This is a genomic window from Nocardia sp. NPDC004168 (genome assembly GCF_040610355.1).
Lineage (GTDB): Bacteria > Actinomycetota > Actinomycetes > Mycobacteriales > Mycobacteriaceae > Nocardia > Nocardia sichangensis.
Genome location: NZ_JBEXME010000004.1, coordinates 137,822 through 161,913, shown reverse-complemented (window position 1 = coordinate 161,913; position 24,092 = coordinate 137,822). Strand labels below are relative to the sequence as shown.

The 24,092-nt window shown below is 65.7% G+C and carries 22 protein-coding genes; 12 read left to right on the top strand and 10 right to left on the bottom strand.

Going from position 1 to position 24,092, the window contains the following annotated elements:
- Positions 1–860 precede the first annotated feature (860 nt).
- The 3 genes from ABZW96_RS10160 to ABZW96_RS10150 form a co-directional block, all read right to left on the bottom strand.
- Positions 861–1,433, bottom strand: a complete 573-nt coding sequence (locus ABZW96_RS10160; RefSeq protein ID WP_355073227.1) for a PIN domain-containing protein — start codon at positions 1,431–1,433, stop codon at positions 861–863.
- 12 nt (positions 1,434–1,445) lie between these two features.
- Positions 1,446–1,970 carry a helix-turn-helix domain-containing protein gene (locus ABZW96_RS10155; RefSeq protein ID WP_355073225.1) on the bottom strand — a complete coding sequence of 175 codons (525 nt, stop codon included), beginning with the start codon at positions 1,968–1,970 and terminating at the stop codon, positions 1,446–1,448.
- A gap of 152 nt (positions 1,971–2,122) precedes the next feature.
- Positions 2,123–2,944 carry a helix-turn-helix domain-containing protein gene (locus tag ABZW96_RS10150; protein ID WP_355073223.1) on the bottom strand — a complete coding sequence of 274 codons (822 nt, stop codon included), beginning with the start codon at positions 2,942–2,944 and terminating at the stop codon, positions 2,123–2,125.
- Positions 2,945–3,029: 85 nt separating this feature from the next.
- Here ABZW96_RS10150 and ABZW96_RS10145 point away from each other — a divergent pair, with 85 nt between their 5' ends.
- Positions 3,030–3,893, top strand: a complete 864-nt coding sequence (locus tag ABZW96_RS10145) for an SDR family NAD(P)-dependent oxidoreductase (protein WP_355073221.1) — start codon at positions 3,030–3,032, stop codon at positions 3,891–3,893.
- A gap of 105 nt (positions 3,894–3,998) precedes the next feature.
- Entirely contained in the window at positions 3,999–4,343 is a 345-nt protein-coding gene (locus tag ABZW96_RS10140) for a hypothetical protein (protein ID WP_355073219.1), read from the top strand.
- Between the two features lie 124 nt (positions 4,344–4,467).
- Here ABZW96_RS10140 and ABZW96_RS10135 read toward each other — a convergent pair whose 3' ends face one another.
- The 5 genes from ABZW96_RS10135 to ABZW96_RS10115 form a co-directional block, all read right to left on the bottom strand.
- Entirely contained in the window at positions 4,468–5,574 is a 1,107-nt protein-coding gene (locus ABZW96_RS10135) for a beta-eliminating lyase-related protein (RefSeq protein WP_355073217.1), read from the bottom strand.
- Between the two features lie 93 nt (positions 5,575–5,667).
- Entirely contained in the window at positions 5,668–7,914 is a 2,247-nt protein-coding gene (locus tag ABZW96_RS10130) for a heavy metal translocating P-type ATPase (protein WP_355073215.1), read from the bottom strand.
- 34 nt (positions 7,915–7,948) lie between these two features.
- A complete protein-coding gene (locus ABZW96_RS10125) occupies positions 7,949–8,893 on the bottom strand; it encodes a hypothetical protein (RefSeq protein WP_355073213.1) in 945 nt (314 codons plus the stop codon).
- A 16-nt stretch (positions 8,894–8,909) separates the two neighbouring features.
- Positions 8,910–9,116, bottom strand: coding sequence for a heavy metal-associated domain-containing protein (locus ABZW96_RS10120; RefSeq protein ID WP_355073211.1), 207 nt, complete (start codon positions 9,114–9,116; stop codon positions 8,910–8,912).
- Positions 9,117–9,249: 133 nt separating this feature from the next.
- Entirely contained in the window at positions 9,250–9,996 is a 747-nt protein-coding gene (locus tag ABZW96_RS10115; protein WP_355073209.1) for a carboxymuconolactone decarboxylase family protein, read from the bottom strand.
- Between the two features lie 119 nt (positions 9,997–10,115).
- Between ABZW96_RS10115 and ABZW96_RS10110 the strand changes: the two genes are divergently transcribed.
- A complete protein-coding gene (locus ABZW96_RS10110; protein ID WP_355073207.1) occupies positions 10,116–10,670 on the top strand; it encodes a TetR family transcriptional regulator in 555 nt (184 codons plus the stop codon).
- Between the two features lie 370 nt (positions 10,671–11,040).
- Here the strand turns inward: ABZW96_RS10110 and ABZW96_RS10105 are convergent, their stop codons facing one another.
- Positions 11,041–11,757 (bottom strand): sterol desaturase family protein, encoded by a 717-nt coding sequence (locus tag ABZW96_RS10105; protein WP_355073205.1) that lies wholly within the window; start codon positions 11,755–11,757, stop codon positions 11,041–11,043.
- 8 nt (positions 11,758–11,765) lie between these two features.
- Positions 11,766–12,503 carry a GntR family transcriptional regulator gene (locus ABZW96_RS10100; protein ID WP_355073203.1) on the bottom strand — a complete coding sequence of 246 codons (738 nt, stop codon included), beginning with the start codon at positions 12,501–12,503 and terminating at the stop codon, positions 11,766–11,768.
- Positions 12,504–13,321: 818 nt separating this feature from the next.
- On the opposite strand from ABZW96_RS10100, the gene ABZW96_RS10095 reads away from it, so the two are divergent.
- From ABZW96_RS10095 to ABZW96_RS10055, 9 genes are all read left to right on the top strand, one after another.
- Complete coding sequence (locus ABZW96_RS10095) at positions 13,322–14,236, top strand: hypothetical protein (protein ID WP_355073201.1); 915 nt, start codon at positions 13,322–13,324, stop codon at positions 14,234–14,236.
- Positions 14,211–15,650 carry a condensation domain-containing protein gene (locus tag ABZW96_RS10090; RefSeq protein ID WP_355073749.1) on the top strand — a complete coding sequence of 480 codons (1,440 nt, stop codon included), beginning with the start codon at positions 14,211–14,213 and terminating at the stop codon, positions 15,648–15,650. The genes ABZW96_RS10095 and ABZW96_RS10090 overlap by 26 nt, the downstream gene beginning before the upstream one ends.
- Positions 15,647–17,914 carry a peptidase domain-containing ABC transporter gene (locus ABZW96_RS10085; RefSeq protein WP_355073199.1) on the top strand — a complete coding sequence of 756 codons (2,268 nt, stop codon included), beginning with the start codon at positions 15,647–15,649 and terminating at the stop codon, positions 17,912–17,914. The genes ABZW96_RS10090 and ABZW96_RS10085 overlap by 4 nt, the downstream gene beginning before the upstream one ends.
- Positions 17,911–19,152: a methyltransferase domain-containing protein gene (locus ABZW96_RS10080; protein WP_355073197.1), complete on the top strand. Its 1,242-nt coding sequence runs from the start codon at positions 17,911–17,913 to the stop codon at positions 19,150–19,152. Before ABZW96_RS10085 ends, ABZW96_RS10080 begins: the two co-directional genes overlap by 4 nt.
- 71 nt (positions 19,153–19,223) lie before the next feature.
- The gene (locus ABZW96_RS10075) at positions 19,224–20,102 is read left to right on the top strand and encodes an SPASM domain-containing protein (protein ID WP_355073195.1); all 879 of its coding nucleotides are present in this window, start codon (positions 19,224–19,226) and stop codon (positions 20,100–20,102) included.
- A gap of 17 nt (positions 20,103–20,119) precedes the next feature.
- Positions 20,120–21,001, top strand: coding sequence for a creatininase family protein (locus tag ABZW96_RS10070; RefSeq protein WP_355073193.1), 882 nt, complete (start codon positions 20,120–20,122; stop codon positions 20,999–21,001).
- 24 nt (positions 21,002–21,025) lie between these two features.
- A complete protein-coding gene (locus ABZW96_RS10065; protein WP_355073192.1) occupies positions 21,026–22,609 on the top strand; it encodes an asparagine synthase-related protein in 1,584 nt (527 codons plus the stop codon).
- 17 nt (positions 22,610–22,626) lie between these two features.
- Positions 22,627–23,838 carry an arylsulfotransferase family protein gene (locus ABZW96_RS10060; RefSeq protein ID WP_355073190.1) on the top strand — a complete coding sequence of 404 codons (1,212 nt, stop codon included), beginning with the start codon at positions 22,627–22,629 and terminating at the stop codon, positions 23,836–23,838.
- Positions 23,835–24,092, top strand: a complete 258-nt coding sequence (locus ABZW96_RS10055) for a phosphopantetheine-binding protein (RefSeq protein WP_355073188.1) — start codon at positions 23,835–23,837, stop codon at positions 24,090–24,092. The genes ABZW96_RS10060 and ABZW96_RS10055 overlap by 4 nt, the downstream gene beginning before the upstream one ends.

The window sequence follows — 24,092 nt, the reverse complement described above, 5'->3', positions numbered from 1 at the left end:
GCAGGCGGTGAAGGCGCACATGCACAACAGAAGCGTCCCGTTGGGACCGATTGTGGGACATCCGCGTTCGGGGCGCTGGACCTTCCTTATCCAGCCTGATCTGCCCGATGACGTGCGGTTGTTCGCCGAACTGTTCCGGCTGGACGTGGCGGTCGCGCGGACGGGAGCGACGATCGCGCTGCCTTCGCCAACCGCTGCGGTAGGCGCGATCCGGCACTGGATAGTGCCGCCGCGCACCGCCTTCCGCCCGTCAGGCAGGTTCGTAGTCGAAGCCGTCCGGGCGTGGGCGGACCAGATGCCGCGTACTCGGCGCAGGTCGGGGACAACTCATGTCGGATGACGAATTGCGCACGAGGCGGTTCCTCCGCGTCGATGAGTCGCGGCTCCAGCGCGCACATGACAACCCACACTGGCCGGTATCCAGTCCCGCGAATGCCAGAAAGGCGCTGGAACTGCACTACGAATGCGACTACTCATCGTGCGCGACGCTCGTCGCGGCGGTGATAGCCAGCCGCGAGGACTACCGATACTTCCGCCGCACCGAAACGAACGCAGCCGGAGTCGTGAGCGAGTGCGCGACGTCCACACCGGGACCAGGTGCGTGATGTGTGGCGATTCATCCATGAACCCATCGAACGACGTTCACGTGAGCGTATTCCTACACGGACTGCGAATGGATTTCGCCGCATGCGCCACGGCGGCGATGACCTTCGCGCGGGAATGGCGGCACACCCATTACCCCGACGCGGTGGAGATCCTCCCGGACGGCGCACACGGCCTGCCCCGCCTCCCTTGTGAACGCTTGTATTGCGATCGTTCGCGCCCCGCTAGCGGAAACGAGTGAGCGCGAGCCGGTGAGATCAGCTGACGTAGCGCATCATTTCGACAGCTTGGGTCATGTCGTAGCGCTTCTCGAGAATGTTCAGCAACTCATCGATCGATTGGGGCGGGTTGCGGTAACGGCGGCTCAGGCTCGTCAATGCGCGAAGTGCTGTCTCGGGAGCAGTCGAGACTGTGTTTGCCGCGAACAGCGCTGGTTCGATCACCTGGATATGCCTGGGCACCCGCGTATCCGGGAAATCCTTCACGTTGCTGGTGATGATCGCGCCCGCCCCACCGACCAGGGCGGCGGCGAGCACGTGCTCGTCGTCGGGATCGGGAAGCCCGAAGGTTCCCTCATGGGGTTCCCAGTTCCGCACCACGGCATCATCGAACGCTGCTCGCATCGTTTCGACGAGCCGCCGTGCCCGCCGCTCGGCGTCGCCTTGAACCTCGCCCTGCTCAACAAGTTTGGCGGTTTCGGTGTACTCGACCTCTTCGAGGATCCGGTCCGACCATAGCGGCCGGTACAAGCTCTCCACGGCGAGCGACAGCAGGAAGTCCCGCTGCAAGCTGGGATAGAGCACACAGGTGTCGAGCACTACCGCGAACACACGGTGATTCTCTCAGCTCTGCGCTCGTCGCCGCGCCGCCACAGCACGGCGTGCCTCCTTCAGCCGCGCTCGCACCGCGTCGGGATCGTCCTCGGCGTCGATATCGACGGTGCTCGCTGCGATCGCCTCGTACTGCCGTACCTTGCGCGCTTCCTGGTACTCCAGTACGTCGTCCAGCCGCAGACGGTGACGGGAACCGATGCGCTCGGCGGGCAGTTCACCGCGCTCGATCAGCTTGATGACCGTCGGCCGACTGACGCCCAGCAGGTCGGCTGCTTGCTGCGAGGTCAGTGTCATGCTGCGCGGCGCGACAGTCACGGCTTTACCCGCCTGCATCGCCGTGACCACCTGCACCAGTGCCTCGTGTACTTCGGGTGGGAGCTCTATCCGATCGCTTTCACTCGCGCCGACCAGTGCATAGCGCACTGAGGGCCCCGCACCCTGCGAGATGGCGTGCGCGATCAGGAAATCCAGCAGCGAAGGCAATGTTTCAGTGTGTTCCGGCACGAACGTCCGCGCTTCGATCGCCGTGGTCATGTCTGCGCCTCCATTCGCACATCCAACGAAAATTCCGCAAGATGTTTCGAATCTTTCGAATAAGCATCGCACGGCTTCCGTGCGATGTCGAGAGAGGCGATGGACACAGCTCGGCAACGCTCGTACTGCCGCCGTGTTCGGTGCCGCCTCGATCAACGGAAGCGGGTGAGTGCGCGGCACGGGGACGGGGCGGGTACCTCACCTCGGAGGAACGACGTCGGTGGCACGCCCATCAGGATGCGGAAATCGGCTGTCATGTGGGACTGGTCGTAGTAGCCGGTGGCTGCCGCGAGGTCGGCCCACGGTGTGTCTTCGGCTCGGGACAAGACGCGCCGGACGCGGTCGATGCGGGCGAAGTGTTTCGGGGAGACGCCGATTCCGGTGGTGAACAGGTTGCGGAGCTGACGTTCGCTGACGGAGAGGCGTGTGGCGAGTTCCGGGACGGGGAGCGGGTGGGCGGCGGCGATGGTGGCTACGGCGGTGGCGAGCAGTCGGCGGTGGGCGCGCTGGGCCGGATCGTCGGGGATGCGGCGCGGCAGTTCGTTCTCCAGGTACGGCACGACCTCGTCGTGCTCGAGTTCGATCAGCTCGGCGGCGAGGTGCGCGACCGGGCCGGGTAGGTCGTCCAGTCGCGCTACGCGATCGGTGAGGTCCGCCGCAGGGACTCCGAGCAGGGCGGGGACGGCACCGGGCGCGAGTCGTAGGCGCACGCAACCTGCGGGTTTGCTCGCGCGCGAGTAGCTGGCTTTCGTCTGCGGGCCGACGACGAGCGCGACGCGGGTGGCTCCGGCATCTCCGTGTTCGGCGCGCAGCACGATCGTGGTGGCCGTCTGCGGAATGTGCGCGAACGGCTCGGAGAGGTCGAGCACGGTGGGGATGCGTCCGAGTTCGACCAGCCACGGCCGCAGCGACTCCGGTGCGGGTTCGGACGTCTCGACCAGATCGGCGGTCACGACGCGCGGCAGGGTGATCACCGGATCCACTGTAGGCAGTCGCTGCCGCGCCAGGTGTGCCGGAATTTCCTAGAGACCTGCGCGAACGCCCGGCACGGTGGTCCACATGATCGTGATCACGGGTGCGACCGGCACCATCGGCAGTGAAATCGTCCGGCAGCTGAGCGAGCGGGGGATATCGGTCCGGGCCGTCACCCGAAACCCGGACCGGGCGGAGGTGCCCGCCGGGGTAGAAGTGGTGCGCGGCGATTACACCGACCTCGCGTCCATGGCGAAGGCGATGGCCGGTGCGGAGGCCGCGTTCGTCGTCGGCGTGCTGGGCCCGGAATATGTGGAGGCCGACCGGGCACTCATCGCCACCGCGCGGGACGCGAAAGTTGCCAGGATCGTCAAACTTTCCGCCATCGGCACCGGAGATGCCGGACTCGGCCGGGTCGGAACCTGGCATTTGCCCGGTGAGCAAGCCGCACGCGAGAGCGGAGTCGACTGGACTATTCTGCGCCCCAGCGCTTTTGCCTCCAACACCCTGAGCTGGGCCGCCGCGATTCGTGCCGGGCAGCCGGTGCCGAATATGACCGGCTCCGCCGCACAGGGTGTGATCGATCCTCGTGACGTCGCCGGTGTCGCCGCCGAAGCGCTGGTTTCCGCCGAGCACGCGGGCCGGATCTACACCCTCACCGGGCCGGAATTGCTCACCACGCACGATTTGGCCGCCACTTTGGCTACCGTGACCGGCCGAACGGTGGAGGTTGCCGACATTCCGGAAACCGAAGCGCGGCAACACATGCTCGCGTCCGGAATGTCCGCCGAATTCGCGGACGGTGCGCTTGCGGGGCAAGCCTATGTGCGTGCGGGACACAACGCGATCGTCACCGACGACGTGCGGCGGATACTCGGGCGGGCGCGAACTTTCGCCGAATGGGCTGCCGACAATGTGCGGGCATTCGATGCCGCGGTGCGCACGTCATAGGGTATATGTGATTGGCCTCACATCGAATTGCCGAACGCTGCCTGCTCGGCAAGGGTGACATGACTGGCCGCGTGGTCAGTGCGTATACACGAAAAGGGGATTCGGATGCGTCGACGGGTCATGACGGTCTTGGTCGCGCTCGTAGCGGGAGGTTCGGCAGCGGCGTTCGGCGGGGCGAGTGCCTCGGCGGTCGCGGTGAATCCGTTCCCCGGTGGCACGGAGGTCTACTTCGACAACGGTGAATCCGCGGCGATCGCGAACCTGAACCTCGGACCGGTGCTGAGCCAGGTGGCCGTCGCATGGTCGCCCGGAGCGAAAGCGCTTCTCGGCGAAGGGATCACCGAGCACGCCCAATGGGCCGCCGAAACCCCGACCGGCGGGGTGTCGATCGAGGTCTACGGGGCATTCATCCAACCGTCGCTGGTCACGGTCACCACGCTGCGCGGCTGAGCTTTTTTCGTTTCGGAATTCGGTGTGCCAGAGGTATGCTCGCCCATGGCGTTATGCGCATGAGACCTCCTGGCGGATGCCCGGACGGGACGACACCACGTGTGCCGTCCCGTCCGGTGTTTCATCATCGTGCTCGGTTGCCCGCGGTTTCCGGGAACGCGTCCTGAGCGGCCATTTCCTGGGCGATCGCCGTCGCGAAGGCGTCCACGCCGGCTTCGGCGGTGTCGAACGAGCACATCCAACGGACCTCGCCGGTGCGCTCGTCCCAGGTGTGGAAGCGGAAGCGTTTCCGCAGCCGCTCGGCGACCTCCCGGGGCAGTATGGCGAAGACGGCGTTGGCCTGGACCGGCCGTACGATCTCGACACCCGGCACCAGGGCGACGGCCGTGGCCAGCCGGGCCGCCATCGCGTTGGCGTGCCGCGCGTTGCGTAGCCACAGGTCACCTTCCAGCAGCGCGACGAACTGCGCCGACACGTACCGCATCTTGGAGGCCAGCTGCAACGCGGCCTTGCGCAGGTACTGCACGCCGCGCACCGCGTCCGGGTCGAGCACCACGATCGCCTCACCGAGCATCAGGCCGTTCTTGGTGCCGCCGAACGACAGCACGTCCACCCCGGCGTCAGTGGTGAACGCGCGCGGCGGCAGGTCGAGCGCGGCGGCCGCGTTGGCCAGCCGGGCGCCGTCCACGTGCAGCAGCATGCCGCGCTCACGCGCCAGCGCGCCGATCGCCGCGATCTCACCGGGCGTGTAGAGGGTGCCGAGTTCGGTGCTCTGGGTGATGGAGACGACCTTGGGCTGGGCGTGGTGCTGATCGCCGAAGCCCCATGCGTACCGGTCGAGCAACTCCGGCGTCAGCTTGCCGTCCGGAGTGGGCACCGGGATCACTTTCAGCCCGGCCACCTTCTCGGGTGCGCCGCGCTCGTCCAGGTGGATGTGCGCGGACTCCGGGCAGATCACGGCGCTCCACCGGTCGCACATCGCCTGCAACCCGACCACGTTCGCGCCGCTGCCGTTGAAGACCGGATAGACCTCGGCACGCTCGCCGAAATGCCCTTTGATCAGCTCGCGTAGCCGGGCGGTGTGGACGTCCGCGCCGTAGGCCGGCTGGTGGCCCTCGTTGGCAGCGGCGAGCGCCGCCATGATCTCCGGGTGCACGGAGGCGTTGTTGTCGCTGGCGAATCCGCGGAGCGGCTCGCCCTCGTAGTCGGGCTCGGGAGAGCTGTCGCTCACCGGTCCTCCTCGGTCGACACGGGTAGGCCTGTAGTTCGCTCGAAATGCCGGACGGGACGACACTACGCGTGCCGTCCCGTCCGGTGTTCCGTGTTATCGGGCTGTCGAGCGGAAGCCGCGCAACCGCAGGCTGTTGCTGACCACGAAGACCGAGGAGAACGCCATCGCGCCGCCCGCGAGCATCGGGTTCAGCAATCCCGCCATGGCCAGCGGGATCGCGGCCACGTTGTAGGCGAAGGCCCAGAACAGGTTGCCTTTGATCGTCGTGAGGGTGCGGCGGGACAGGCGGATCGCGTCCGCCGCCGCCCGCAGGTCGCCGCGGACCAAGGTCAGATCGCCCGCCTCGATGGCCACGTCGGTGCCGGTGCCCATGGCCAGGCCCAGGTCGGCCTGGGCCAGTGCCGCGGCGTCGTTCACACCGTCGCCGACCATCGCGACCACTTTGCCCTCGGCCTGCAACCGCTTGACGGTGTCGACCTTGTCCTGCGGCAGCACCTCCGCGATCACCTCATCGATGCCGACTTGCGCGGCGATCGCGTCGGCGGCGGCCCGGTTGTCGCCGGTCAGCATGATCGGGGTGAGCCCGAGGGCGCGCAGCTGGGAAATCGCCTCGGCCGAGGTGGGTTTCACCGCGTCGGCCACCACGAGCACGCCGCGCGCCTCGCCGTCCCAGCCGACCGCGACGGCGGTCTTTCCTTCGGCTTCGGCCGCGCGCATCGCCCGGGTCAGGTCGTCGTCGAGATGCTGTGACCAGTCGGCGAGCAGCCGCGCGCGGCCGACGACCACCGCGTGCCCGTCAATCGTGCCCTGCACGCCCAGGCCCTCGACGTTCGCGAAATCCTCGACCGGCTTCAGCTCACCCACCCGCTCGCGGGCGCCCTTGGCGATGGCCTGGGCGATCGGGTGCTCGGAGGAATCCTCCAGCGCCCCGGCCAGTTCCAGAATCCGTTCGACCTGCTCACCCTCGGCCGCGAAGACATCGAGCAGCGTCATCTTGCCCGCGGTGACGGTGCCGGTCTTGTCCAGCACGATCGTGTCCACCCGCCGGGTCGACTCCAGCACCTCGGGACCCTTGATCAGGATGCCCAGCTGCGCGCCGCGTCCCGTGCCGACCATCAGCGCGGTCGGCGTGGCCAGTCCGAGCGCGCACGGGCAGGCGATGATCAGCACTGCCACCGCGGCGGTGAACGCCGCGGCCACCGAACCGCCGGTGCCGAGCCAGAATCCGAGCGTCGCGACCGACAGCGCGATGACGATCGGCACGAAGATCCCGGAGATCCGGTCGGCCAGCCGTTGCGCCTGCGCCTTGCCGGTCTGCGCGTCCTCGACGAGCTTCGCCATCTGCGCCAGCTGGGTGTCGGAACCGATCCTGGTGGCGCGCACCACGATCCGGCCGCCCACGTTTACGGTCGCGCCGACCACGGCGTCATCCGTGCCGACCTCCACCGGCACCGACTCACCGGTGAGCATCGAGGCGTCGACGGCCGAGGAACCTTCCACCACGACGCCGTCGGTGGCGATCTTCTCGCCCGGCCGCACCACGAACCGGTCGCCGACCGTCAGCTGCTCCACCGGAATGCGCAGCTCGGTTCCGTTGCGCAGAACCGAGACCTCCTTGGCCCCCAGCTCGAGCAGGGCACGCAGCGCCGCACCCGCCCGCCGTTTGGCGCGCGCCTCGAAGAAGCGTCCGGCCAGGATGAACGTGGTGACACCCGCCGCGGCCTCCAGGTAGATGCTGCCGGTGCCGTCCATCCGGGAGATGGTGAACTCGAACGGGTGCGTCATGCCCGGCCTGCCCGCGGTGCCCCAGAACAAGGCGTACAGCGACCAGCCCAGTGCGGCCAGCGTTCCCATCGAGATCAGGGTGTCCATGGTCGCGGCGCCGTGGCGCAGATTGGTCCACGCCGCGCGGTGGAACGGCAGCGCGCCCCACACCACGACCGGCGCGGCCAAGGTCAGTGACAGCCACTGCCAGTTGGTGAACTGCAAGGCCGGGATCATCGCCATGGCGATCACCGGCACCGACAGCGCCACGGAGATCAGCAGGCGGGTGCGCAGGCTCGCCGCGGGATCTTCCTCGGCGGCGATTTCTTGTGGCTTCGGGGGCGCGGGCAGGGCGGCGGTGTAGCCCGCTTGTTCGACGGTGGCGATCAGGTCGTCGGGCGAGACGTCACCGGTGACGTCCACCCGGGCCTTCTCGGTGGCGTAGTTCACGGTCGCGGTGACGCCGTCGAGCTTGTTGAGTTTCTTCTCGATCCGGGCGGCGCAGGACGCGCAGGTCATTCCACCGATCACGAGTTCAACCTGCCCGGAGGGCTGCGGTTGTGTCGCGGTGGTCATCGTGGGTGCTCCGTTCTGTGCGGCGGTCGGCGGGTCAGTGCACGTGGCCGTCCGGCGCCTGCTGCTGACCAGTGTGTTCGTTGTGGCTCGAGGCGTCTACGGCGGGGGTACCCGGCGCGACGGCCAAGGTGAATTCGGCGGTGCGGACCACGCCCTCGTGCTGGAAGTCGAGGAACAGGCGGTAGTCGCCCGCGCTCGGCGCCGTGACGGCGAAGGTGATGCCCGGTCCGGCCGCGGTCACGCCGTCGCCGGGGTAGCCTTCCGGATGGACGTGCAGATAGCCCAGGTCGGCGGCGCGCAGGGCCACCAGATGCCCGTAAGCGCCGAGGTAGGGCTGTAGGTCGGTCACCGGCTTGCCCGCGCGGCTCACCGACAGCGTCACCTTGGAAGCCCGGCCGGGAACTACGGTGCCGTCCAGCGTCACGATGTAGTCGCCGACGTTGGTGGTGGAGGTCGCCGCGGGCAGCTGCTGTGGGTCGTAGACGCCCGCCACCAGCAGGTCCGCGCCGAGTGTCAGGTTCTCGCCGCCCTGCGGAGTGAAGTCGGCGAACACGCGATAGTCACCGGCGCGGCTGAGGTCGAGTGGGACGCTCCAGGTCCCGTCGGCGCCGAGCACCGGGTGGACGTGCTGGAAGGCGGCCATATCACGGCGCACGACGATCAGGTGCAGATCCTTCTCGTGGCTGCGCACGTAGCGGGTGACGGGCTTTCCGTCCCGGTCGAGGATGGTGAAGCGCAGCGGTACGTTCGCCGCGGCGGTGGCTCGGGTGGTGTCCAGCCGCAAGGTGTAGCCGCGGTCGGTCGCCATCATTCCTCCAGGTAGTGCGTGGTCCTCGCCTTGGGCGGCGCCGTGTGCGTTCGAGTCGTGGGCGGCGGGTTCGGTGGGCTCCGGCCCGATGGTCGCACCGGCCGCGAGGGCGATCCCGAAGACCGCGGCGAGGCCGAGGGCGAAACCGCCGAATTTGATGGTCGCGTTCATCGGAGTACTCCGTCCGTCAGCCTGCGACCGCGTCGCCGGCGCGAACCACCGCCGCGGCGAGTTCGGCGCGTTCGATCGGGGTCGCGCTATCGACGGTCACCAGCCCGTCGGCGAGGTCGGCGGCCACCGACTCGACGCCGGAGATGCGGCCGATCTCGGTGCGGACCGATGCGGCGCAGCCGCCGCAGGTCATGCCGGTGACGGTCACGGTGGTGGTGCTCATGGTCGGTGTCCTCCTGCTGGTTCGTCTGCTTCTCGAGTTTTACCCTACCCCCCTAGGGTATCTACATGTCAAGTCCGGAGCAGACGAAAGCCCGGCCCGCGACGAGTCGCGGACCGGGCTGTGCGGGTCGGGATCAGCGGTAGGTCACCAGCGCGACGGCGGGTGCCGAGACCACTTGCACATCGGCCGAGTCCGATACCTTGACGTGCAGGAATCCGCCCTCGATCGCGATGTGGACGTCATCGACGGTGCGTGCGGCCCGGCCCTCACGGTCCACCAGGGAGTAACCCTCGACCAGGACAACCTTGCTCGCGGGCCGCCATTTCGCTTCCATTGCCGTGCCTTTCGTCGGTGCCGCGGGCGGGAAGTCGAGTTCCGGCTCGGCGACATGGTTGAAGTAGTTGGACAAGACGTTCAGTGCGACATGGCCGACGATCTCGCTCAGTTCGGCGTCGCTGACGCCACGGGCGCGCGCCGAGGCGAGCGCGGCGTCGTCGAGCCGGCCGCCGGAGCGGAGCACGTCACGGGCGACGCGCAGGATCGCGTCGGCGTGCGGGTCGTCGGCGCGCGCCGCGCGGGTGTCGACGATCGCCTGCTCGGTTAAACCCATCCGGTCGGCGCGCATGGTGTGCGCGGCGGTGCAGTAGTCGCAGCCGTTCTCGCTGGCGACCAGAAGGGCGAGTTGCTCGCGCACCCGGGCGGAGAGCTTTCCCTTGGTCAGCGCGTCGCGCAGGTTCAGGTATCCGCGCAGGGTGGCGGGGCTGTTCGCCATGGCGGCGTAGAGATTCGGGACCCGGCCCAACTGGCGCTGTACCTCGGCGAGCAGATCGGCCTGCTCGGCGTCGGCGGAGTCGGTGGACACAAGGGGCAGGCGGGACATCGAAGCCTCCAGCTCGGACAAGATGGTACCGATCGGTTCCGAATCGAGACGGTACCGATTGTTTCCGTATTGGTCAAGTCGAATGGTACTGATCAGTTCCGTTCTGCTACCGTGGCGTTATGCCAACCCGGGCCAAGCAACGTTTGCTCACCACGGCGGAAGAACTGTTCTATGCCGAAGGCATTCGTGCCGTAGGCATCGATCGCCTGCTCCAGGAGTCCGGCGTCGGCCGGGCTTCCTTCTATCGCCACTTCGCGAGCAAGGGCGACTTGGTCGTCGCTGTGCTGGAGGATCGCGACCGCCGGTGGCTGGACTGGCTGCGCGAATCGGTCGAACAGACCGTCGACCCCGCCGCCCGCCCGCTCGCGGTCTTCGACGCTCTGGCCGAACGGTTCGCCCGCAACGACTTTCGCGGCTGCGCGTTCATCAACACCATGGTCGAGGTGGCCGATCGCGAGAGTGCTGCCCATCAGGTCGCCGATCGGCACAAGCGCCGCGTGATCGAATATCTGAACGAACTGCTCACCGAAGCGGGGCGATCCGACGCTGAGGTGCTGGCCGCCGAACTCGCGCTGCTGGTCGACGGAGCGATCGTCACCGCGGTCCGTGAGGGAACTCCGGAGGCGGCCCATCGTGCGCGCACGATCGCGGAGCGTTTGCTCGCGACGCGGTGAGAGTTGGCGTACTACCGCCGATTTGCATGCGGGGTCTACTCGCTCGCGGTGATCGGGCCCGTGGCGTGTACCCGCTTCTTGGCTACGGACCTGTTGGCTTCATGAACTCGTCGCGAGACGGTCGGCGTTGTGACGAAGCGCCACCCGGATCGCTGAGCGGCGCCCGAGGTAGTCATCGCGGACCCGTCGCTGTCGGCGTCGTGGCGACTGCGGCCGTTGGGCGAGCTCACCGGCGCGCCACCCGCTGGAGTCGTCGCCGGACCGCCTTGGTCGCGCAGCGGTCCGAATGCCCGGTGCGGGTAGTGCGGTCGTGGGTATGCGCGCCGGGTGCCGCCCCGGCTGACTTATCGCGGGGCGGCACCTGCTTTGATCAGGCGGAGTGCAGATTACGTGCCGTGGGTGAGGTCTCGGTCGTGGCCGGGTCGGGGTAGGTGCCGAAGAGGCGGTCGGCGGTGCCGGAACTGGTGACCGTGAACCAGTAGTGCTCGTTCTTGTAGTGGTGGTGGCGATGGTTGCGCCAAACCGCCCGGTAGAGCGAACCTTTCGGCTTGTAATCGGTGTGGATCAGGTAGTGCGTCCACTCGTAGCCCAGGCCGAGCAGGGTGATGGTGATCAGAAAGGTCAGGCCGAGGCCCGAACCGGGGAAGGCGAAGGCCGCCAGCGCGATCAACACCACGACCAGCACCGCCAGCGTTTTCGTCGGGATGAAGATCAGCGGGATGTCGCGCGGATCCACGTGATGCTCGCGGTGCTTGCGGGCCAGTTCGCTGTCGAGTGCGATCGGGCCGAGCCGCCGTGGCCGCCAATGCAACACCGTGACGTGCACGATCCACTCGAACACCGGGAACACCGCCAGCATCACGGCGGGGACCAGCAGATCGGTGAGCTGCCAATCGCCGACGACGACGCGAGCGATCAGCGCGCCCACCAGCGTGGTCCCGATCATCCACGGCGAGGGGTGCCGGAGGAATTCTTCGAATGCCCGGCCGAGGGTGAGTCCGCGCCGCAGCGCCCGCTCATCCCTGCGTACCCGCGCCCGTGCGTCCGTGTCGATCGAAGCGTGTTCGGATGCTTTCGGTTCGGTCATGATCGTTTCTAGCTGTGCGTGACCGGCGGTCCGCCGAGGACCTCGATCAGGGCGGTGGTCGCCGGCTCGAGCAGCGCCCGAGCAGTGCCGGCGGCCTTCTGCGGCCGGCCCGCGGCGATGGCGGCGGCCAGTTCGCGGTATGCCTCGACGTTGCCCACCTCGGCGGACATGATCGGGGCCAGCGCCGCGAGCGCCGGTTCATATGCGGCGCGCAACATGTTGAACATCAGCCGGAACACGATCGAGTCGGCCGCGTCCACGACGTGATCCCAGAACTCCATCGCATGCCGTTGCTGTGCGATCGGGTCCTGTTCGGCGGCAAGCGCTTCGAGGGAAGCCTCCAGCAGGGGACGAACCGCGCCCGCGCCGATCGCGCCGACCCGGCGCGCGGCCAGCTCCGCCACCTTCGGCCCGTTGTGCAGGCGGGCCTCCAGAATGCTGCGTGCGACCGCGGGGTCCAGTTCCCCGGCCTGCACCAGCAGCCTGGGCAGAACCTCGAGCCCGGCGCCGCGCCGATAGTCCAGCACGGTCGTCGCGTCTCCCTGGCGCACCGACACCAGCCCGGCCGCGGCCAGCCGCTGCAAGGCTTCCCGCACCGCGGGCCGGGACACCCCGAGCGCCTCCGCCAACTGCCGCTCACTGGGCAAGGTCGCCCCGGGCGCCAGTTCACCGCTGAGCACGTCCGCGGCGATCTGCTCGAACACGTCCGCCGACACCGATCGCTTGACCACAGGTTGCAACGCCATGCGTCTACTGTGCGCCTCAGTGGTCAGGAGGTCAAGTGGTCAGACCAATTGCTGTCGATCAACGTCGCCGCCTTCGAATGAGCCGAGGAGGCCGCGCTGGTCGACGCGCTACGCGACGACCCAGCATGGATCGACGGCCTGTCCTGGGCCCATCCATGCGCGGTGGTGTGGCGGCGCGAGCTTCGTCCCGCCGTCGGGCACCGCTGCGTACCGGCCTACGGCACCGGACCTGTCGGGGTCGAAACCCTGGGATGGCGGAGCGGCCGGATCGCGCAGGCCGAGTTCTGGCTAACCGAACGGGATCTGGGTATCGCGCTTTGCTATAACAGCGGGAATGCTGCAATCACCGACCGTGCTCGGTCCTGGTCGACAGAGGTGATGATCGTGGGAGCGGCACGTGATTCGTTGTATGGCAAAACTCTGGCAATCATCGCAATAGATAGCCAATGTATATGATTTCGCGCGAAACTGTGCGAAGTATCCCCGCGTGGTGGCAGGTACTTGACGTCTTGCGCCGGTGGGTTGCTCGTGATAAGTTCCATGACACGCGGTGTAAAGCTGATGCACCGGTGCAAGGGAGGGTTTTCCAGCATTTTGGGGGAGTCGGTCAGTGGGTAAGAGTAGACGTGTTCTATCGATCTGACCTCAGTGTCAAGATCGGGCTGCGGCACCTGCGCTTATTCTGATGGCGGCTGCTTCATTCGAAGCGCAAGGGGAGATTTCATGGGGGCGGAATATTCTGTAAACCACCATGAATGGTGGGACAGGGCCGGGGAATGACATCCACGGAACAATGGGATGGTATCTCGGAACCGCGAATGGTCTTGGTGGGATCGATCCGAATCTCTGATTCGCCGCGGATGGTACGGGAAAACCTGGAACATATTCGCACCTTGGTGCACGTGGAGACGCCGATGCCACCGATAATTGTGCATCGACCGTCTATGTGCGTCATCGACGGCATCCATAGGCTGCGCGCCGCCAGACTTCGCGGTGACGAACACATCCTGACCGCCTTCTTCGACGGCACCGCCGCCGATGCCTTCGTAGTGGCGTTGAAGGCGAACGTGGCGAATGGATTGCCCCTGTCGCTGGCCGAACGTACCGCCGCTGCCCAGCGCATCCTCCGAACCCATGCCCACTGGTCGGACCGTGCCATCGCGCGATATGCGGGACTTTCGGCAAAGACCGTCTCCGCCATCCGGCAGCGTTCGAGCGTGGAAATTCCACAGTCGAACACTCGATCGGGACAGGATGGGAGAGTCCGCCCCCTCGACAGCGCCGAAGGCAGGCGGCTGGCAGGCGAATTGATCCACAGCCGCCCCGACGCTTCGTTACGGGAGATCGCCCGGGAAGCGGGAATCTCCGCGTCGACTGTATTGGATGTACGCGAGCGTATACGTCGTGGTGACGACCCGATTCCGGAAAGCAGGGTTCGGGGTCGGTCCTCGAAAAAGACTGGAGAAGAGGACCCGGCTCTTGCCGTGGATGCGGTGCGTTCGCTCGGCAGGGATCCTGCTCTGCGTTTCAACGAAACGGGCAGAAGTTTACTTCGGCTGCTCAACATACTTTTGCTGGACGTCGAAACGCGCAATCGCCTGATCGACAATGTCCCGCCGCACTGCAACGAGATGGTCGCTCGTGCCGCTCGCGGTTGTGCCGTCGCCTGGCAGGAATTCGCGACCCAGGTAGAGAACAGGTGTGCTGATGGTGGAGAAGCCATCGGGAGATGAGAATGAAGGGAGGTGTAATCATGGAAATCGAATTCAAGAAGGTGGCGATCGACGTCATCGCGGAGGCCGAACTCGACGACATCGTGGGTGGCGTGGTCCTCTCCGGTCCGCTCGCGACGCAGGCCATCTAGTAGTTGCCCTGGGTGGCCGTGAACGGCGACCCAGGGCTTCTCGAAGAAAGCTGATCATGACGCTTCCAGTAATGCCGAGTCAGGCGGATGTCCTGTGGGATCAAGAACGGGCCGGTACTCCCAGCAACAATCTCGGATTTGTTCTGACATTCGGTCCGGACATTTCCGATGCGCGAGTCGTGCGCGGGCTGGAGGCTGTGATATCCGTGTTCGCCGCTTTTCGAATCCGGTGTAGCGGCTCTGCCGAATCCGGCTATTCGCAGGAGATTCTTCCTCCGAGCGAACCCGCGGATATCGAACTGCTCGATGTCGCGGATTTCGACCTGAGAAGAGTCGACCGCTACCTCCAGGCCGTCCTGTATCGGGACTCGGTCGCCTGGGACTGGCAACGGCGTGGCACGTACCGCTTCCGGGTTCTGAAAGCGGATCAAGGGGTACATCATGTCGCGGCATCGCTGCAGCACGTGGCCTTCGACCACCGTTCGGTGCAGATCGTTCTCGATTCGATCCGAGACTTCGCTCTGACGAGCGACGAGAAGCGTCGCACCACCACTGATTCGGACGACTACGAGAAAGCGGTCCGTGCGACGATTCCCAATGCCGACGCGAGTGAGCGGGCCCGTGCGTACTGGGAGAACGAGCTGAGTACTGTGCCGGCCGCATTCTCCGTGCCATTCGATTCGCGGCCTGCTCCGTGGCACCGGCAGAGTCTTGTGCTGGAGGGTGACGACTACACGCGATTTCGCGAGCGCGCGGGTACATCGACGTGGGGAGCCGCGGCATTGCTGTTGGAGCGACTGCTGGACGAATGGCGCGAGCGGCAACCGTCGGCCGCGGTAGTGGACGTCCGCCTGAACTGCCGTCCACCGCGGTTCGAAAAGCAGGTCGGAATGTTCGCAACCACGCGTCCGCTTGTCTTCGATCTTGTCGGTACCGAGTGGCGCAGCCGCGTCTGGTCGAAACTGATGCGGGCCGCCGTACACCAGTGCGTGGACAGCATCACGCTGCGCGCGATCGAAGAAGGGAGCGGAATCGGAGCGCATCGTCCGATTCCCGTCTTCGACTACGTCGTCGACACCGAATCTTCGACATCATCCGCGCTCCACTCGCCCGGCACCGACGTCCGCAGGGTTCCCTTCCGGCCACGCAGCGTCACCTACCGGCCGATGGGGCTGAGCGTCCGCGAAAGAGGCGGTTCGGTAGCGATCCAACTCGGGTTGAACTCGCGGCTGTTCAACCAGGCCGATGTCACCACGATGCTGAATCGGATCGCAGGTAGATGAGCGGCGACAGCGAGCGCGCAACGATCACCGACGGTTGGGACGACTCCGGACGGTTTCGTCGGCATGCCACGGACAAGGGCGGAAGGATTGGGCATTTCGGCAGTCCGACGTTCATCCAGGGCCAGGACCCGGTCGAGCGCGCGACCATGGGGTTCCGGCGTGGCGTGCGGTCGGTGATCCCCGAGAGCCGTCAGGTGGGCGAGGTCGACTGTGGCCCGGCGAGCCTGCGGATGGCGCTGGCCAGTCGTGGCATCGATGTTCCGTTGGAGCAGCTTCGAAGAGAGACCGGCAGCGGCAGGAACGGTACCTCGGCCGCGGCGCTGCTGCGGGTGGCTCGATTGCACGGAATGGACGGGCGTGGAGTTCGAAGTAATCTCGCCGGACTTCGTCATCTCGCCACCGGCTCGATTCTGTTCTGGCGCTTCAACCACTTCGTAGTTCTAGAGGGCGCCAACCGGTCGCATGTGGTGCTACTCGACCCGGCCGTGGGCCGTCGGCAGGTTCCTTGGAGTGAGGTCGATGAAGAGTTCACCGGTGTGGCACTGGAGTTCGCCGCCGCGCCTGTGGTGCGCGCGAACAGCCGACGGCCTGGGTGGCGGCGAGTAGTCGGCGAACTCGAAACAGCGAGTTGGATAGTTCCGCGTACCGCGAAGTGGGTCTCAGCGCTCGCCGCGTCCGCGGCACTGCTGATCTTCAATCTGGCCTACCCGTACGTTCTCGGCAAGATCGTCCCGCTGGCCGCGGGGAATGAGATCTCCGAGCCAGGGGCCGAATTGCGCTACGGCGCAGTACTGGCCGCGGCGGTGATGTCGTATGGCCTGTTGCATCTCGTCCGTTCTCGGCTGATCGTCACCATCCAAAGTCTGGTGGAGGCGCGGACCGCCGAGACACTGGCGGCTCGAATCACCCGTTTGCCGTTGGATTTCTTCCTCGGCAGGCACCCCGGGGATCTGGCCATGCGGATTCGGTCCGCAGGGCGCTTCAAGCAAGTCGTTTCCGTGACCACACTCGGGGCAGCGTTCGACGCGGTGCTGATCATGGGATATCTGCTCGTGGTCGGGGCTCGTGATTTCGTCTTGGGGGCGGTGGCGGCAACCGGGGTGCTGGCGTTCGCACTCGGACTGGCGGCTACGTGGAAGCGTCAGCGCGAACTATCGGTAGCCGCGTGTGCCGCCCAGGTGGAGTCGACGAACGTCGTGCACGAGATGTTGTCGAACATGACGACGGTGAAGGCGCTCGGCGCAGAAGGCGCAGTCCATGCCAGGTGGCTGAACGTCTTCAGCGGCGAGCTGACCACCGGGACGCGAAAGCGTCGACATGCCGGCTCCATCTCAGTTTTCGTCTCGACACTACAGTTCGCGACACCTCTGACCGTCCTGTTCACCGGTGTGCTCACGGCTTCGGGCGACCGGACCGGTCTGACCGATGCCGTCATGTTGAGTGCGGTGAGCGCCGGATTGTTCGTTTCGCTGGCCAATCTCTCCGTCGCAGTCGCCGCCTTGGTGGACCTCGCACCGGACCTGCTCCGGATCAACGATGTCCTCGACAGCGCGGAGGAACCGAGCGGCGGACGGCACTTCGCTCGACCCGAGCGAGCCGTCTCGGTCCGACTCGACGGAGTGTCGTTCGCCTATCCGGGGAATCCCAGCGAGACGATTCGAGAGGTCGGCCTCGATATAGCACCCGGCGCCACGACGGTCATCGTCGGGAAATCCGGCTGCGGGAAATCGACTCTCGGAATGTTGATCGCGGGACTTCTGTCGCCGATCGGCGGACGGGTCCTGGTCGACGACGTGGACCTCGCGCACCTCGATCGCCCCGCGTACCGAAGGCATATCGGGTATGTCGATCAGAACAGCAGTCTGATGGCCGGGAGCATTCTGGACAACATCCGCCTCGGCGATGAGTGCGCCAGCCTCGCTGATGTTCGCCGGGCAGCCCGGATCGCGCAAATCGATGAATTCATCGGGAAGCTGCCCATGAAATACGAAACGATGCTCGGCGCCGGGGGCGGCGGTATCTCGGGAGGGCAGCGTCAGCGGATCGCGCTGGCGCGGGCTTTGGTGAAGAATCCCCGATTGCTCGTCCTCGACGAAGCGACCAGCGCGGTCGACCCGGTCACAGAGCAGGCGATATTCGGGCAATTGGCCTCGACGGAGACAACTGTCGTCGTCCTCGGGCATCGGGTGCCGCCGCAGTGCGATGGGTGCCACGTCGTGGTGATCGAGAACGGACGAGTCGGCACAACGAGGAACAGTGTATGACTGATTGCTACTATTGTGCGCTGCACGCAAGAAGAAGCGAAGATATTCCGATTCATCCGGCAGAATTCGACCTCGGGTCGCCTGCGCCGCGCTGCGCCGCACACTGGCGTATGATCTGTGAGTGTTGCGGTTTATCCGCACATTTCATGGCTACGGCGTTCTGTGCGGTGCGTGAACAATATTTCTGTGCGAATTGCGCCGAAGCTGTCGAGACCGTTTCGGATTCCTTCCTCGGCTGGGAGTATTATTTCCGGTACCGGTCTCCGTGGAGCGGCTCGTGGGAACTGGCGCTGGACCGCGCCATATTCGAGGGTTGTCATCCGCATCAGGGCGCGGTGCGGGCCGGTAAGCCCTTTCCTGGTGTCTCTCCCGAGCGTCACGTGGGTCGCCGGGATGCGCGATCCCAGGTCTGGCTCGGCGATACCGTAGACAGTGCGTACATCACGCGAGCCTGGAACCGTAATGCGGAGCGCTGGGATGCGGTTTTCGATGTAGACGGCGATGAGAGCCGAAAATACCACGGCGATGCCGCTCTCTTGTCATTGACAGGCGACGTGCGCGGCGCGCGTTTGCTGGATCTGGGCTGTGGTAATGGCTATCTGAGTCGCATTCTGGCGGGTGATGGTGCTGAGGTGACCGGGGTGGATCCCAGCGAAAACATGGTGGCGCTGGCGCTGGATCGGGAATCGCGGGATCCGCTCGGAGTGAAGTTCGCCGTAGCCTCGACCAGTGATTTGTCACCGTTCGCCGATGCCGAATTCGACGTCATCGTCGCCAACCACGTTCTCACGGCGGTCGTAGATCTGGATGGTGCGTTGGCCGAAGTGAATCGGGTACTTCGGCCCGGGGGCCGTCTGGTCGCCCTTTTCAGTCATCCGTGTTTCTCGTGCGGCCCGCGGGCGTGGATTTCGCTGGTTGCCGACTCGCCTCGGCGAGAAGAAATAGGCGGATATCTCGTAGATCACTACTTCCGCAGCGGGACATATATCCTGGAGGGATGGGAGGGGTTCACCCCGGTGCCATATGTCCATCGCCCGCTGAAAGCGTACTGGCGCGCTATACGGGATGCCGGATTCACAATAGATGAGTTCGACGAACCGTCGGTGAACGAGCGTGGTATCGCGGAATTGCCCGCGTGGCGAGTCGCGCAACTCGAGCGTGCGGCACAATCATGTGTCTTCGCCTGCACCAAGGTGGAGAACAAATCCCGAGTCGGCAAGCAGTGGGGGGAATCTTGAGTGCACCGTTGCGGATCTGGTACGTCTCGGCACAGCGGCTGTGCAATTTTCGTTGCACATACTGCGTGTCGGTGAACGACTACAGCAAAAGTAACAAATTCGACTGGGCGAAGGACAGCGACCGCGACGACTTCGATGCCATCGTTCGCTGGATAGGATCCCGGCCTTTTCCGGTCGAGGTCCGCTTGGCGACGCTCGGCGAACCGTTCGCATCGCGCGACTTCCTCGCCGGTGCATCGTGGTTGACACGACAGGAGCAGGTCGGATTCGTGGAGCTCCTGACGAACGGGGCCCTACTCAAACGACGTCTTCCCCAGATGGCGAAGACCGCGGATATGACCAAGGTTTCGTTGTGGATCACTCATCACCACACCGAGATCGAGATCGAACGCTTCATCGAGAATGCCAGGTTCGCGCAGGATCACTACGGTTGCTTCGTCGTCGTAAACGCGCTTCTGTTCCCCGGAAACCAGCGCGAGGTAGCCGATCTGCGAAAGGCTGCCGAGCAGGCCGGGTTGCGGTTCCACGTCGATATCGGCTACGACCCGGCGACGAGCGGATCGTCCGGGCCACCGTCGCGGTCGGTGCCGATACTGCAAGAGCCAGGAGGCGCCGACGCTGTCGTGGAGATGGGTGTCGATCCGGAAATGTTGCGGCTGAACCTGACCGCTTTGGACGACCCCGGCGGCAAAGCGTGTTCGGCTGGACACGACTACGTCTACATCGGCATCGACGGCGACGTGTATCCGTGCTCACGGTATTACGTGCTGAAAGAGGACAGGTTGGGCAATGTCCTCGACCCGGACTTCGAGTTGGTGCCGCGGCCATCGCAATGGACCCGGTGCCGAGCGCTCGCGGGCTGCTGCAACAAGGAGGACTTCCTGAATCTCGCTGTGAGTCGCAGCGTCGGCGAGCGTCGTGATCCGAGTCTGGGCTGGACGAGCAGGTGAGAGGAACCGGAGTTTCGATGCGAGCAGCGGACATAACCTGGCCCGAGTACCGAGACAGTTTGCGGGATAGGCTGTGTGTGCTCCCGATCGGTGGGACGGGCGCACACGGACCACACCTGCCGCTGGGCACGGATACCATCGTGGTAACCCGTCTGGCTGAGCTACTGGGCGAACGGATCCCATGCCTGGTGCTTCCTCCGATACCGTATGGATGCCGCACCAATCCGGCCAGAACCGGAGGCGAGTTCCCCGGTAACGCGGACATCCGAGGGTCCACTCTGACGGCCCTGGTCACCGAGGTGATCGCTGCTGCCTATCAGCAAGGCGCTCGTCGATTCGTTCTCCTCAACGGTCACTATGCCAACGGCCCCTTCATCTTCGAGGCGTGTGCCGATCTGACGCGAAACGCACACGGTGCGCGGTTGATGACGGTGTGCTGGTGGGAGATGACCACCGAGCAGACGCGCGATGCCATCGCGGGGGAATCCGGTGTGACCAGGGCCGAGGACAATCACGCCGCCGTGGTGGAGACCAGCCTCGTGATGCACCTGTCGCCGGGTGCGGTGCGAGCCGATCGGATAGTCGACGACGTCGCCGAACGACCTCTTCGATACTCGATGCTGCCGCTGCCCGCCTCGGCCTGCACGAGTCAAGGCGTCGTTTATCGCGCCCGTGGCGCGAGCGCCGACATCGGTTCGCGCGTGACCGAGGAGATCCTCGCGAACTTGGTGCGCGAGATCGCTGACAATTTGCCCGCCGCGGGCGGGGATGTACCAGGGGCCGAAATCTTCGCGGGGGAGGCCGAATACGCCGAGCCCGGCCTACCGGACCGATACGCGTTCCCGAGCGTGCTGGAGTTCGACGGCAGTGACCGCTCCACGGCGAAGTCCGGGGTGTGAGCTGAGCATGTCGCGGAGTATCGGATGCTGAAATTCGTCTTGGACAGGCAGGCAGAGTGCGGAAGCTCGTCCGATTGGCGCTGGGACGGCCGTGCGTGGCGAAAGGGCGACAGTTGGATCGTCCCGCTGCGCCATCCCGCGCTGACGCACCGGATGGTGACCTGCGAAGAGACGGTATCGGTTGTCTCCCGGGAGCGTCGACGCGGAGATCCCGCCGTCGAACCCGGTGCGCCGGAACAAATCTCCTATGCGGAGCTCATCCGTCTGGCACAGGAAACGGCGCGGTGGCCGATCGACTACACGATGCTGCGCATCGACGCGGGCACGGTAGCCGTCGAGGCCGGAGTCTGGGCGATCGCACCGATCTATCTGGCGGGTGGGCGGGATCGGCTTGCTGGTTCGTGGCAGCCCACCGATCTGCACGACTACGCGGACACCTCGACCCTGTCGGACACCGAGGTCGCCCGCCTGCTGACCAGGCGACACCGATATGGTCACGAGACCGTCTGGCGCGCGGTGAAACGGCTGACCGAGCGCTCGACCGCGACTTGGCAAGACGGCACGCTGCGGCTGACCTATCCGAGCCCCGCTGAGCACGCGATGCCGAGACCGCTGCGCCGTGGCGCGGATGTGCTGACCGCCTTCGAGCACGCGTTGGACACCGCGGTGCACCGGCGCGAGTTTCCGGCGCACCAGTGCGGTATCGAATTGTCCGGCGGACTCGACAGCACCAATGTGGCCGCGACGCTGGCCGAACGCGGCGGCCAGATGATCACCGCCGCCGCCGTGCTGATGGACGGGTCCTGCGGGCAGGCGCAGCGGAACCGGCGTCGGCAGTTGATCGAGGAGTTCCACTGCGCCGGCGATATCACGGTGGACGCAACCGAACACCTGCCATTTCATCCCGGTGGAGTACGCGGCCGTGGGCTTCCGGTCAGCCCGTACTCCGAGCCGTGGATCGAGGCGAAACAACCGATGCTGGCGGGCCTGGCGGCGTGCGGTGTGCGGTGGTCCTTCGGCGGCACGGGCGGTGACGAATTGATGTCAGTGCGGGCCTGCGAGAAGACCGGATCGCACGGCTCACGTCCTTACCCGCCCTGGCTCGGTAAGCGAGCTGTCGCGGCGGCGCCGCACAGCGAGGAGGGCATCGCGCCGGCCACTGTCCTGCGCGAGAGCACGTTATTGGCGTTCGGTAGCCGAACACCCCAATTTCTCGACAAAGGATTGTGGCCGGTCTCACCGCTGGCGGATCCGCAGTTGACTCGTTTCTGCGAGTGGCTGCCCCTACCGTGGCGGGCGGACAAGACGCTGGCACGACTGCGCCTGAGCGGCTTGGGTTTGCCGCTGTCCGTGTACTGCGGCCCGCGCGACGATCCACGAGAGACCTTGGATATCGCGTTCCGGCGCCATGTCCTGCCCTTCCTGGAGACCATGTGCGTCGAAGGCGGCGTCCTGGTCGATTCCGGTTACGTCGACGCCGATGGGCTGCGTAGGACCGCGCGGGCGGTGCGTCGCATGGGCGAGAAGGTCGCGCTGGACCGGACTCTGTTCACGATCGCCGCGGTGGAGGCGGGACTGCGAACGTGCTCGGCGCACGCTGTCGGATGACATGAGGGGGAGAACCAGTGGACTTTGTAACTACGACGCCTGAAGAACTCTTCGTGTTTTCGCCCGCGTCGTCGTACCCCGATCCGGCGGCGTTCGTCGTCGATCGCACAGGCGCGGAACTTCATCGGTGGAGCAGTCCCGCGGAGCAGCCTGGTGAGCGCACCGACCCGCCGAGTTTCCTGCGGGGCTGGAATCACGTCGAGGTGCTGCCCGACGGTGGCCTGCTCGCCATTGTCCCTTTGCATGGCGTACTTCGACTCAGCAACACATCCGAGGTCCTATGGTGTTCGTCTGTCGCGGCGCATCACGACATGTATGTTGACGCCGAGGGTGCGGTGTACGTCCTGACCGAGCATCGGCGTCGAATGCGAGTCGACGACAAGCCCTGGGCGATACTCGACAATGCGATCACGATGCTCGGTCCGGACGGCGTGGTGCAACGGTCGTGGTCCATATACGAAATTCTCTCCACAGAGCCGGTTATCGCAAGGATGCTCGACGAAGCGCAACGCCGGAAACATGCGCTGTTTCTCCGATCCGGCTGGCCCGCAGTGGATTCTGCACTGCGTGCGGCCGAAGTTCCACAAGCTCTGGAGCTTCTGGGCAATGACGACCGTACGTATCTCTCGCGAGATGAACTCGCCGTCCTGCGTCGGCTGCCTCATTCTCCGTGTGACGTGTTGCATGCCAACTCCATAGAACTGCTCGGAAGCCCTCCGCACGGGTTGTGGGAGCAAGGACACTGGCTGGTCTCGCTGCGAGAGCTCGATCTGATCGCAGTACTCGATCTCCGGGCAGGTCGAGTGGTGTGGTGGTGGGGTCCCGGTGAGCTGTCCGGTCAACATCAGCCGTCGGCGTTGCCGTCTGGCAACATCCTTGTCTTCGACAACGGCAGAAGTCACGGCAGGTCTCGAGCGGTTGAAGTCGATCCGACAACCGGGCGGATCGTGTGGCAGTACGTTGCCACGCCGCCGACATCCTTCTTCACCGCCGTGGCAGGCGGCTGCGAGCCACTGTCCAGTGGGAATGTCCTGATCACCGACGCCCAAGCGGGGCGCGCATTCGAGATTTCGCGGTCCGGAGATGTCGCGTGGGAATGGACAGTGCCGGACGTCTACTGTCCGCCTCGAAAGAGCCGCGCGACGATCTACCGCTTCGCCGCGGTACCGGCTACCGTGCTGCGGCGTCCAGAGGCGCTGGTGGCATCCGAACGAGGGGGCAGGGCATGAGAACTTGGAGCGAAGAGTACGAGAATCTGCTTCGGCGGCACGTCACCGCTGTCGCGGCAGAGGAGTCGTTGCGGGCTGAGGCGCCATTCGGTGATCTCGGTATCGATTCTCCGAGCATCATCAGTCTGCTCGTCGAAGCGGAGGAGATCTTCGAGATCACCATCCCTGACGATGAGTTGAACGGGGAGACCTTTCACAGCCCGCTGTCGTTCTGGCGGGTCATCGATCGCCTTCGGCGTGCCGACAGCGCGTAG

What these genes read in the sequence shown, in the direction of transcription:
- ABZW96_RS10110 (WP_355073207.1), top strand. Translation starts at nt 10,116, where the DNA reads ATGCCAACCCGGGCCAAGCAACGTTTGCTCACCACGGCGGAAGAACTG.
- ABZW96_RS10070 (WP_355073193.1), top strand. Translation starts at nt 20,120, where the DNA reads ATGCGAGCAGCGGACATAACCTGGCCCGAGTACCGAGACAGTTTGCGG.
- ABZW96_RS10100 (WP_355073203.1), bottom strand. Translation starts at nt 12,503, where the DNA reads ATGGCGTTGCAACCTGTGGTCAAGCGATCGGTGTCGGCGGACGTGTTC.
- ABZW96_RS10120 (WP_355073211.1), bottom strand. Translation starts at nt 9,116, where the DNA reads ATGAGCACCACCACCGTGACCGTCACCGGCATGACCTGCGGCGGCTGC.
- ABZW96_RS10140 (WP_355073219.1), top strand. Translation starts at nt 3,999, where the DNA reads ATGCGTCGACGGGTCATGACGGTCTTGGTCGCGCTCGTAGCGGGAGGT.
- ABZW96_RS10105 (WP_355073205.1), bottom strand. Translation starts at nt 11,757, where the DNA reads ATGACCGAACCGAAAGCATCCGAACACGCTTCGATCGACACGGACGCA.
- ABZW96_RS10095 (WP_355073201.1), top strand. Translation starts at nt 13,322, where the DNA reads ATGGTCTTGGTGGGATCGATCCGAATCTCTGATTCGCCGCGGATGGTA.
- ABZW96_RS10125 (WP_355073213.1), bottom strand. Translation starts at nt 8,893, where the DNA reads ATGAACGCGACCATCAAATTCGGCGGTTTCGCCCTCGGCCTCGCCGCG.
- ABZW96_RS10130 (WP_355073215.1), bottom strand. Translation starts at nt 7,914, where the DNA reads ATGACCACCGCGACACAACCGCAGCCCTCCGGGCAGGTTGAACTCGTG.
- ABZW96_RS10115 (WP_355073209.1), bottom strand. Translation starts at nt 9,996, where the DNA reads ATGTCCCGCCTGCCCCTTGTGTCCACCGACTCCGCCGACGCCGAGCAG.
- ABZW96_RS10065 (WP_355073192.1), top strand. Translation starts at nt 21,026, where the DNA reads ATGCTGAAATTCGTCTTGGACAGGCAGGCAGAGTGCGGAAGCTCGTCC.
- ABZW96_RS10155 (WP_355073225.1), bottom strand. Translation starts at nt 1,970, where the DNA reads ATGACCACGGCGATCGAAGCGCGGACGTTCGTGCCGGAACACACTGAA.
- ABZW96_RS10085 (WP_355073199.1), top strand. Translation starts at nt 15,647, where the DNA reads ATGAGCGGCGACAGCGAGCGCGCAACGATCACCGACGGTTGGGACGAC.
- ABZW96_RS10090 (WP_355073749.1), top strand. Translation starts at nt 14,211, where the DNA reads ATGGTGGAGAAGCCATCGGGAGATGAGAATGAAGGGAGGTGTAATCAT.
- ABZW96_RS10080 (WP_355073197.1), top strand. Translation starts at nt 17,911, where the DNA reads ATGACTGATTGCTACTATTGTGCGCTGCACGCAAGAAGAAGCGAAGAT.
- ABZW96_RS10055 (WP_355073188.1), top strand. Translation starts at nt 23,835, where the DNA reads ATGAGAACTTGGAGCGAAGAGTACGAGAATCTGCTTCGGCGGCACGTC.
- ABZW96_RS10145 (WP_355073221.1), top strand. Translation starts at nt 3,030, where the DNA reads ATGATCGTGATCACGGGTGCGACCGGCACCATCGGCAGTGAAATCGTC.